Genomic DNA, 326 nt, shown 5'->3' with positions numbered 1-326 from the left:
GCTGTTCTTCAGTCGGGTGCATTGGATTGTGGAAGCCGATATTAAAGGCTTCTTCGATCACATGGATCATCAATGGTTGATTCGGATGTTGGAAGAGCGCATTGCAGATAGTCACTTCATACGGCTGATACGTAAATGGTTGCGTGCAGGCATACTGGAGGAAGATGGCTCGGTGCTCAACCCAACCACAGGGACACCACAAGGCGGGATCGTCTCGCCAGTTCTGGCAAACATCTATCTGCACTACGCGCTCGATCTATGGGTCGAAAAAGTGGTGAAGAAACGTTGTAGCGGACAAGTGGTGTATCAACGCTATGCTGACGACT

General features: G+C 50.0%; 1 protein-coding gene. It reads left to right on the top strand.

The features are described 5' to 3' along the window. The coding region (locus QEH52_RS20415; protein ID WP_308952798.1) for a reverse transcriptase domain-containing protein at window positions 1-326 on the top strand (326 nt) is incomplete at both ends.

Origin of the sequence: Thalassobacterium maritimum, assembly GCF_031127805.1 — a bacterium.
GTDB lineage: Bacteria > Verrucomicrobiota > Verrucomicrobiia > Opitutales > Coraliomargaritaceae > Thalassobacterium > Thalassobacterium maritimum.
The sequence above is the reverse complement of the archived record's forward strand: the minus strand, read 5'-3'. Positions and strand labels throughout refer to the sequence as shown.